The sequence below is a fragment of the Pseudomonas sp. genome (assembly GCF_030696055.1).
Taxonomy (GTDB): Bacteria; Pseudomonadota; Gammaproteobacteria; order Pseudomonadales; family Pseudomonadaceae; genus Aquipseudomonas.
Genome location: NZ_JAUYNP010000009.1, coordinates 1 through 9,797, shown reverse-complemented (window position 1 = coordinate 9,797; position 9,797 = coordinate 1). Strand labels below are relative to the sequence as shown.

Below are 9,797 nucleotides of genomic sequence, written 5' to 3'. Positions count from 1 at the left end.
GCCGAGTACTGAAAACCTATTTACGATCTGCTGCGCGTCGGCCATCCGGCGTTAAAAACAGCCTCGGAATGCTCATTTACTGCTCGTAAACTGCGCTTCCTCGGTTGTTTTTGCCTTGTCTGGCTCTAGCTCGCGAGATCGTAAACAGGTCCTGAAACGAACAGGCCGCGATCACTCGCGGCCTGTTCGTTTCAGGATGGGTTATTGCGCCGGCTGATCAAGTTGCAGCACGCCGTCCTCGAAAATATTCAGGCGCTCCGGCAGCTTCTCTGCTGGTACGGGCTCGCTCTGCGTCGGCGGCGGCTCGACGGCTGGCGCGGCCGATTCGTCTGGGGGCTCAGTCGGCAGCACCTCAGCGCCAGCGCGGTCACTCGGCGCCGGTTCAACGGGCTCGCCTTGCGCACCCTCGATGGTGCGCTGGGCCTTTTTCGTCAGCACCACTATGTCGATACGCCGGTTCACCGGGTTCAGCGGGTCGTTGCGATCGAATAGCGCCGAGGAGGCATAGCCGACCACCCGCGCCACCTGCTCTTCATCGTAACCGCCGGCCACCAGCACCCGCCGCGCCGCATTGGCGCGATCGGCAGACAGCTCCCAGTTACCGAAATCGCCCCTCCCGACAAAGGGCTTGGCATCGGTATGGCCGCTGATGCTGATCTTGTTCGGCACCGCGGCTATGGTATCAGTCATGGCCAGCAGGATGTCCTCGAAATAGGGCTGCAAGCGCGCGCTGCCGAGGTCGAACATCGGCCGGTTCTCGGCATCGGTGATCTGGATGCGCAGACCGTCCTGGGTGATCTCGAACAGTATCTGATCCTTGAAGCGCTGCAGTTGCGGGTTCTTGTCGACCTTGTTCTGCAACTCCTGCAGCAGCAGTTCGAGGCGCTCGCGCTCGAGCTCTTCAGCCAGCGCCTCGGCCTGTTGCTGTTCGGCCTCCGCCGGGGTTTCTTCCCCCTCGGGCTTCTCTTCAGGGTTGAGGGTGCGATCCGGCGACGGCGTTGGCGTGCCGCCCAGGTCGATGACATAGGGGCTGGCGCTTTCGGAAAAACCTATGGGGTCCTTGAAGTAGCCGGAAATCAGTTTTTTCTGCTCGGGCGTGGCCGACGACATCAGCCACATCACCAGAAAGAACGCCATCATCGCCGTGGCAAAGTCGGCAAAGGCGATTTTCCAGGCACCGCCATGGTGACCGCCGGCCGTCTTCTTGACCCGCTTGACGATAATGGGCTGGTTATTTTCCATAGCCGCCGTCAGCCCCCCCGCATCGCCTGTTCAAGCTCGATAAAGCTGGGACGATGGGCAGGGTAGAGCACCTTGCGGGCGAACTCCACCGCCAGCGAAGGCGGCATGCCGGAGGCCGAGGCCACCAGGCCGGCCTTGATCGCCTCGTAGACGTTGAGTTCTTCCTTGGCGTCATGTTCCAAGGCGCCGGAGAGCGGGCCGAAGAAGCCATAGGAGGCCAAAATACCGAGGAAGGTGCCGACCAGCGCGGTGCCGACCTTCTCACCGATTTCCGCGTTGTCCGCTTCGGCGAGCACCGACATGGTGATCACGATGCCCAGTACCGCCGCCACGATACCCATGGCCGGCATGCCGTCGGCGACTTTGGCCACGGCATGCGCCGGGTGTTCCAGCTCTTCCTTGAGGCTGGCGATTTCCATGTCGAACAGCCCTTCCAGCTCATGGGGCGCCATATTGCCGGAGGACATGATGCGCAGGTAATCGCAGATATAGGCGGTCATCCGCTCATCCTTGAGGATGCCGGGGTACTTGCTGAAGATCGGGCTGGCCGCGGGCTCTTCGACATCCGCCTCAATCGCCATCATGCCCTCACGCCGGCTCTTGTTGAGAATCTCGTAAATCAGTTTCAGCACATCCAGGTAGTAACCGTGACTGAAGCGCGAGCTGAACATCTTCAGCGACTTCTTGAACACCTGCATAAACATGCTGCCGGGGTTGGCCTGCAGAAAAGCGCCCAAGGCGGCACCACCGATGATCATCACCTCGAAGGGATGCACCAAGGCCATAAAATGGCCGCCGGAAAGGATAAAGCCGCCCAGTACACTGGCGAACACAACGATGATGCCGATGATTTTTGCCATAGGAAAAAACGGGCCAAAGCTAAGGAGACAAAGGGCTGCGCAAAACAACCCTTCTATTTATCGGAAGATTTGCGCGAGACTATAGCCAGTTAAGGTCAAAAGCCAGCTTGGCTCAACCCGGATGCCCACACCCTTGTCCCTACCGCGCACCCTGCCGAACTGGTTAAAACAGCTGGACGGGCAACTGTTGCCTATCTCCATCGACAGCCAACAGCGCGTGCGCCGTGGCCTGGCGGACAACAACAGCTCCATGGGCGAAATTGCCGAGTTGATCCAGGACTGCCCAGCCTTGGCGCTCAGCGTGCTGCGCGCAGCCAATAAGCGCGGCGCGGGCTTTAAAGAGCCGGCCGAAAGCCTCGAGGGCGCCATCAGTCGCCTGGGTCTGAAACGCACCGAAGAGCTGCTCAACCTGCAGCCCGCACTGCCGGAAAGCGAGATACCCAAGGCCCTGCGGCAGATCCAGCTGATCAGCCTGCACGCCAGCCAGCAAGCCAGTGGCTTGTTTTCCGCACGCCTGGCCCGGCTCTGGCAGGAAGTCCATTGCGCCAGCCTGCTGTTCCTGGCCCCGATCTGGACCTTGCTGGCCGTCCACCCCGAACTCTTCGATATCTGGGAGCAGCGCGTCCTGCTCAAGGGCGAACCGGCAGCCAGGGTCGAGCAGGAGCTGCTCGGCATTCCCCTGCTCAGGCTCTGCCTGGCCCTCAGCGAGCAGTGGCAGCTGCCCGAGTGGATCAGCCAAGGCTATCGCCTGCTGGTCAACGACCGCCGCCTGCTGGTCAAGGCGCTGCATATAGCACGCAATAACCAACATCCCCTGCAACAGCAGCAATGCCTGGACGCGGACAGCCACCTGCGGCGCTGGTTGACCCACCCAGGCAACAGCATATTGCTGGCCAACGGCCTGGCAATTTCCGCCCACCATGCCTGGAACGGCCAACACAGCCTGCGCTGGCAGCGCCTGACCGGGCTGTTTATGCAGCTGCCACTGGATGTACTGCAGCAAGCACTGCACCAGCATGCCGTCAGCAGCGCCCGCCTGCACCCGCATGCCGGCCTCTGGCATCCGGCAGAAGCGCTGCTGTGGCCCTGGGAGGCACGTCACCTGCAAGCCGCCAGCGAGCCCAGCAAGCTCCCGGTGGTCAGCGCCTGGCGCCAGCAGTGCGCGCAGTTGCTGGCGCAGCCGAGCCCCTTCAGCAACGTGCTGCAGCTGACCGCCTGCGCCAATCAGGCCCTGCAAGCCTGCGGCATGCAACGCGTGCTGATCCTGCTCGCCGACCGCCACCATACCCGCCTGCAAGCGCAGCAGCAGACTGGCCTTGCGCAAACGGCCGCGCGCCTGAGCCTCGACCCTCAGCACAGCCAGGTGCTGCGCCGCCTGCTCGGCGCGCCGACACAGTTGCGCCTGACCCCGGCCAATATCGCGCAGTTCTCCGCCCTGCTGCCCGGCACCCTGAAAACCCTGTTCCCCGGCGAACACCTGCTGCTCCGCTCGCTGGCCAGCAATAACCGCGTGGTCATGCTGATTCTGGCCGACCAGAATGGCCGCGCCTTGAACGATGCCGGCGTGCAGGCGTTCGGTAAAACCGTGCAATGCATCGAGCGCGCCCTGGTCAGCTTTGCCAACCGCGGGCGTTAGTCCGCTACAATCCGCCCCTTCCCCCGTTAATGAGGCCCGGCATGACCGCCTTCGCTGAGTTGCCATTGCTGATCGAGCCAACCGAGCTGGCCAGCCGCCTGAATGCACCCGAACTGATACTGGTCGACCTGACCAGCAGCGCGCGCTATGCCTCCGGGCATATCCCCGGGGCACGCTTTGTCGACCCCAAGCGCACCCAACTGGGCCAGCCCCCGGCCCCCGGCCTGCTGCCGGAGTTGGCGCAGCTTGAGCAGTTGTTCGGCGAGCTGGGGCACAACCCCGACGCGGTCTATGTGGTGTATGACGATGAAGGCGGCGGTTGGGCGGGACGCTTTATCTGGCTGCTGGATGTGATCGGCCACAGCCACTACCACTACCTCGATGGCGGCCTGCATGCCTGGCTGGCGGAAGAATTGCCGCTGAGCACAGAGCAGCCGGCAGCCGCCAACCAGCCGGTTTACCTCCAGCTGAATCAAGCCCCCACGGCCAGCCGCGAATATCTGCAGAGTCGCCTGGGCGCCGCCGACCTGGTCATCTGGGATGCACGCTCCGCCGCCGAATACAGCGGGGAAAAAGCGTTCGCGCAGAAAGCCGGGCATATTCCGGGCGCGGTGAACCTCGACTGGACCGCCGGCATGGATCAGGCGCGCGCCCTGCGCATTCGCCAGGATATGCCGAGCCTGCTCAACAGCCTCGGCATCACCCCGGACAAAGAAATCTTCACCCACTGCCAGACCCATCACCGCTCCGGCTTCACCTACCTGGTGGCGAAAGCACTGGGCTTCCCACGGGTTAAAGCCTATGCCGGGTCCTGGGGCGAATGGGGCAACCACCCGGATACGCCCGTCGAGCGTTGAAGCCTCGACAGCCAGCCTGCCATTTTTAAGGAAGCGTAATGAAAGACCGCCTGTTTATCCTCAGCCAGTACCTGCTGCCCCATCAACTGCTCTCGCGCCTGATCGGCTGCGCCGCCGAATGCCGGGCGGGCTGGTTCAAGAGTCGCCTGATCGGCTGGTTCGCCCAGCAGTACCAGGTCAATATGAGCGAGGCGCAGATCGAAGACCTGAATGCCTTCGAGCACTTCAACGCGTTCTTCACCCGCGCCCTGAAAGAAGGCGCCCGCCCGCTGGACCCGACACCGGGCGCGGTACTCAGCCCGGCCGACGGCGCCGTCAGCCAACTGGGCAAGATCGAGCACGGACGGATCTTCCAGGCCAAGGGTCACAGCTTCAGCCTGGTCGAACTGCTCGGCGGTGACAGTGAGCGCGCCAAGCCCTTTATGGGCGGCGAGTTCGCCACCATTTACCTGTCGCCCAAGGATTACCACCGGGTACATATGCCGCTGAGCGGCACCCTGCGCGAGATGGTTTATGTCCCCGGCCGGCTGTTCTCGGTCAACCAGCGCACCGCGGAACACGTCCCCGAACTCTTTGCCCGCAACGAACGCGTGGTCTGCCTGTTCGACAGCGAGCGCGGCCCCATGGCGGTGGTGCTGGTCGGCGCGATGATAGTCGCCTCGATCGAAACCGTGTGGGCCGGGCTGGTGACCCCGCCCAAGCGCGCGCTGAAGAGTTTTCACTACGACGCGGCCGCACGCGCGCCCATAGTGCTGGAAAAAGGCGCCGAGTTGGGCCGCTTCAAACTGGGCTCCACCGCCATCGTGCTGTTTGGCCCAGAGCAGGTGCAGTGGGCCGCACAGCTGGCGGCCAATAGCGGCGTGCAGATGGGCCAACGCCTGGGCGACAGCCAGGCGCAGTAGGACTCAGGTCCAGATCGCCCCAGGCCTATGGCTGACTGCCTCTCAGATAGCCATAGGCCCCCGCTCACTGAACCACCACCGCCCCAAGCGGGTCCAATCAATACACCCCGGCCAGAGCTTATAGATGGCTGCGGTAGTCGCAGGATGCTGCTAGAGTCGAAACATAATTATTAGAACCACCCGCCTTGCTTGCGTGCTGGAGTATCCGCGTTAGATGGATAAACAGAATTCTCACTTGATGCTTCGCGTGACCACGCCAGATAAGCAGAGCCTGTCATTCTGTAATGCCAGCCCGCGCGATCTGAAACACTGGATCGGCAAACTGCCCAAGGCCAATATCGGCGAGACCGCCCGCCAGCTGTATCAAGCCCTGGTGGAACTCAATCAACTGTTGACCCCCTCGGATAACCGCCTGCAATTGCTGGAGTTATTACGCCCCGAGGTGTATTTCGTGTGCCAGCAACTGGAGCGCCATTTCCTCAACCAGGCCATAGTCCTCGACGAGCGTCCGCGCAAAGTGGCCAACCTGTGTCAGGCCCTGCAAAACCATCTGGCGATCGGCTACAAGCTGATAGTCACACGCCTGGCCAGCCAAGATAACCGCGAGCGCAACCAGCTGCTGAGTATCGCCCTGCAGCGCGCCACGCACAGCCTGTGCGGCCCGCTGATCCGCTCCAGTCAGCTGTACTGCCCCATCCCCGAGGGCTTGTGGCTAGAACTGCACCAGCTCTACCTGACCGCCCAGACTCGCGGCCTGCACAAAACCCTGATCCGCGACCCGCTGGCCCGGCGCACCCAGGGCTTGACTGTCGAACAGAGCTACCTGGTCGCCCTGCTCCTGGGATGCGCCCGCTGCAACCAGATGCGCCAGAATGCCATTGCCCGCCTGGCCGAAGTGCTGGAACCCTGGAGCGCCCTGGTCAGCCTGCAAGCAGGCGATGCACCGTCCAGCCTGTTCGCCGTGGCACCGCAGCAGGATGCCCCGCCCCGCTATACCTCGCTGTTCCAACCCAACGAGCTGCCCAACGCCCTGGGCATCGACCCCAGCAATTTGGTCGATGCGATCAAGGAGCATCTGCTGCTGTCCGCAGAGAGCCTGGAGCGGTCACGCCTGGCCGTGCCCGAGGGTTTCAGCCAGGACATGCTGCAACACCTGGCCGCGGCCTGGGGCGATATCGCCGAGCGCAGCTTCCAGCGCAGCCAGGCCCAAGGCCAGCTGACCCTGTGCATCGGCATGAGTGCGCTGCATTTTTTCCTGGCCGGCCAACGCCCGTTCCATGAGATGCTGCAACTACCGAGCGCAACCAGCGCCGCCGCGTACAAGAGTCCTCCCGCATTCAAAGCCGGCAAGGGCGTACCCGATGTCTGGTCGAATGCCTTTGACGCGCAAAAAATCAGTGAACAGGATCACCGCCAGCCCATGGAGGAGATCCAGTACAACAAGCCAGCACAGACTCCAGAAGCGCTCAGCAGCAACGCCCCGGAAAACTACCCGACTTACCCACTGTCGATCGTCAATATCAGCCCGGGCGGCTACTGCCTGTCCTGGCCCAAAGAGGTTCCCAGCCAACTGCAAGCCGGTGAGCTGCTGGGCGTACAGAGCCCGCCACAGCAAGGCTGGAGCATCGCCGTGGTGCGCTGGATTCGCCAGGTGCGCGGCGGCGGCACGCAAATGGGCATCGAGCTGATCGCCCCCCACGCCCAGTCCTGCGGCCTGCAACTGCTGCGCAAGACCGAACAGAACAGCCAGTACCTGCGCGCCTTGCTGCTCCCGGAAATCAGCGCCATTTCCCGCCCCGCCAGCCTGATCACCGCGCGCCTGCCTTTTCAGGAAGGCAACAAGGTGCTGATCAATATCGACGGCAGCGAAAGGCGCGCCGTGCTCAGCCGCCGGCAAAGCAGCACCGGCAGCTTCAATCAGTTCGAGTACCGCGGCGTCGACCAGCCACCCAGCGACCACGGGAAGCCTGTCACAGCGGCGAAAAGCCGCGACGCAGGCGGGGAGGAAGACTTTGACTCACTCTGGAAGTCGCTGTAGATTGCCGTCGCACCTCCTTTTGTCGCCTTTTCGCGCCCGTTCGGCGCAGACTTGATCTCAGCTATGGCCATCGAAAAAAAAACTATTCGGCTACTGATTCTCGAAGACTCGCAGAACGAAGCCGAGCGCCTCGTCAGCCTGTTCCGTAACGCTGGCAGCGCAACCCGGGTGCATCGTCTGAGCTCCAGCGATGACCTGCTCAACGCCTTGCAACAGACCTGGGATCTGCTGATCTGCGCCCCCAGCAGCGAGCATCTGGCGCCCAGCGAGGCCATAGGCTGCATTCGCCGCCAGGCCAAAGACATCCCGGTGATTCAGCTACTGCCTGACAACGACTCCGACAGCATCACCGAAGCCCTGCTGCTGGGTGCGCAGGACGCCCTGCCGCAGGGTGAGGATGAGCGCCTGGTGCTGGTGGCCAAGCGTGAACTGGCCAACCTGGAAGAGCGCCGCGCCCGCCGCGCCTCCGAAGTGGCCCTGCGCGAAGCGGAAAAGCGCTGCCAGCTGCTGCTCGACAGCTCCGTCGATGCCATCACCTATGTGCACGACGGCATGCATATCTACGCCAACCGCGCCTACCTCAAGCTCTTCGACTACGAAGACGCCGACGAGCTGGAAGGCATGCCGATGATCGACCTGATCGGCAACAGCGACCAAGCCAGCTTCAAGGACTTCCTGAAGAACTACCAGAGCGCCGAAGGCCAGGCCGAACTCGCCTGCACCGGGATAAAAGCCAGCGGTCAGGGCTTCCAGGCGCAGATGAGCTTCTCGCCAGCCACCTACGATGGCGAACCCTGCATCCAGGTGGTGATTCGCGCGCAAAGCGGCAACGCCGAGCTGGAAGAGAAACTGCGTGAAATCAGCAGCCAGGACCTGGTCACCGGCCTGTTCAACCGCAGCCACTTCCTCGAACTGATGGATGCGGCCGCAGAGCGTGCGGTGAATGCCGGCCAGCCAGCCTGCCTGGCCTATATCCGCGTCGATCGCTACGCCGCGCTACTGGCCGATATAGGCCTGGCCGGCATCGACCTGGTGCTGACCGACCTGGCCAACCTGCTGCGCGCGCACTTCAGCGCCGATGCCCAACTGGCACGCTTCGGCGACGATGTGTTCGCCGTGCTGCAGCCGGGCCTGACCCCGGAGAGCTGTCAGGAACACCTGGCGACTCTGCTGAAAAAAGTCGAAGGCCATCTGTTCGATGTCAGCGGCCGTACTATCCAGACCAGCCTGTCGATTGGCGTCGCCGGGCTCAACGAAAAAACCGCCAAGCCCCAGGAAGTGGTCAATCGCGCCCACCGCTGCGCCGATGAACTGAAGGACGGCAACGCGCTAAAAGTGTTCAACCCAGCCAGCGAGCTGGCCGCCGCCGCCAGCCGTGGCAATATCACCGCGATGATCCAGCAGGCCCTGGAACACAACAGTTTCCGCCTGCTGTTCCAACCGATCATCAGCTTGCGCGGCGACAGCTTCGAGCACTACGAGGCGCTGCTGCGCCTGATCAACCCGCAAGGCGAAGAAATCCCGCCGCTTGAGCTGTTCAGCGCCGCCAAAGATGCCGGCCTGGCCGAGAAAATCGATCGCTGGGTGATACTCAACTCGATCAAGCTGCTCGCCGACCACCGCAGTAAGGGCCATAACACCCGTTTGTTCGTCCATCTGTCGAGCGCCAGCCTGCAGGATCAGACCCTGCTGCCCTGGCTCAGCGTGGCCTTGAAAGCCGCCCGCCTGCCGTCCGACTCGCTGGTGTTCCAGTTCAGCGAACCGGATGCCATCGCCTACCTCAAGCCAGCCAAGGCGATGACCCTGGGCCTCAACGAGCTGCACTGCAAAGTCGCCCTGACCCAGTTCGGTTGCTCGCTGAACCCCTTCAATACCCTGAAACATCTGCATATCGACTTCGTCAAAGTCGACAGTTCCTTCTCCCAGGACCTGAGCAAAGCCGAGCATCAGGAAGCCCTGAAAACCCTGCTGGCCAGCCTGCATGCCCAAGCCAAGCTGACCATAGTGCCCTTCGTCGAGAGCGCCAGCGTACTGGCCACGCTCTGGCAGGCCGGGGTCAACTATATTCAGGGCCATTACCTGCAAGGCCCCAGCCAGTCGATGGATTACGACTTCTCGGCCGGCGACGAGTGATCTGTGCCCCACAAAAAAGCCGCCCTCGGGCTAATGCCAGTCAGTTAAGCTGACTGGAATTTTTATTTCTGATCGGATACTTCGACGATTTGAGCCTGATGGCGCGTGGATAGATACGATCTTCTCGTC

General features: G+C 62.5%; 7 protein-coding genes. 5 read left to right on the top strand and 2 right to left on the bottom strand.

The genetic code is table 11. The annotated features are described in order from the left end of the window. Positions 1 to 201 precede the first annotated feature (201 nt). A complete protein-coding gene (motB, locus tag Q8Q83_RS00505; RefSeq protein WP_305620178.1) occupies positions 202 to 1,242 on the bottom strand; it encodes a flagellar motor protein MotB in 1,041 nt (346 codons plus the stop codon). A gap of 8 nt (positions 1,243 to 1,250) precedes the next feature. Then, complete coding sequence (motA, locus tag Q8Q83_RS00500; protein ID WP_305620176.1) at positions 1,251 to 2,102, bottom strand: flagellar motor stator protein MotA; 852 nt, start codon at positions 2,100 to 2,102, stop codon at positions 1,251 to 1,253. A 121-nt stretch (positions 2,103 to 2,223) separates the two neighbouring features. On the opposite strand from motA, the gene Q8Q83_RS00495 reads away from it, so the two are divergent. The 5 genes from Q8Q83_RS00495 (at position 2,224) to Q8Q83_RS00475 (ending at position 9,668) form a co-directional block, all read left to right on the top strand. Continuing rightward, the gene (locus Q8Q83_RS00495; RefSeq protein WP_305620174.1) at positions 2,224 to 3,738 is read left to right on the top strand and encodes an HDOD domain-containing protein; all 1,515 of its coding nucleotides are present in this window, start codon (positions 2,224 to 2,226) and stop codon (positions 3,736 to 3,738) included. Positions 3,739 to 3,779: 41 nt separating this feature from the next. After that, on the top strand, positions 3,780 to 4,595 hold the full coding sequence (locus Q8Q83_RS00490; RefSeq protein WP_305620172.1) for a rhodanese-like domain-containing protein: 816 nt from the start codon (positions 3,780 to 3,782) through the stop codon (positions 4,593 to 4,595). Between the two features lie 38 nt (positions 4,596 to 4,633). Further along, on the top strand, positions 4,634 to 5,497 hold the full coding sequence (gene asd / locus Q8Q83_RS00485; RefSeq protein WP_305620170.1) for an archaetidylserine decarboxylase: 864 nt from the start codon (positions 4,634 to 4,636) through the stop codon (positions 5,495 to 5,497). Positions 5,498 to 5,711: 214 nt separating this feature from the next. After that, positions 5,712 to 7,535, top strand: coding sequence for a molecular chaperone (locus Q8Q83_RS00480; protein ID WP_305620168.1), 1,824 nt, complete (start codon positions 5,712 to 5,714; stop codon positions 7,533 to 7,535). Between the two features lie 63 nt (positions 7,536 to 7,598). After that, on the top strand, positions 7,599 to 9,668 hold the full coding sequence (locus tag Q8Q83_RS00475) for an EAL domain-containing protein (RefSeq protein WP_305620166.1): 2,070 nt from the start codon (positions 7,599 to 7,601) through the stop codon (positions 9,666 to 9,668). Positions 9,669 to 9,797: the final 129 nt, after the last annotated feature.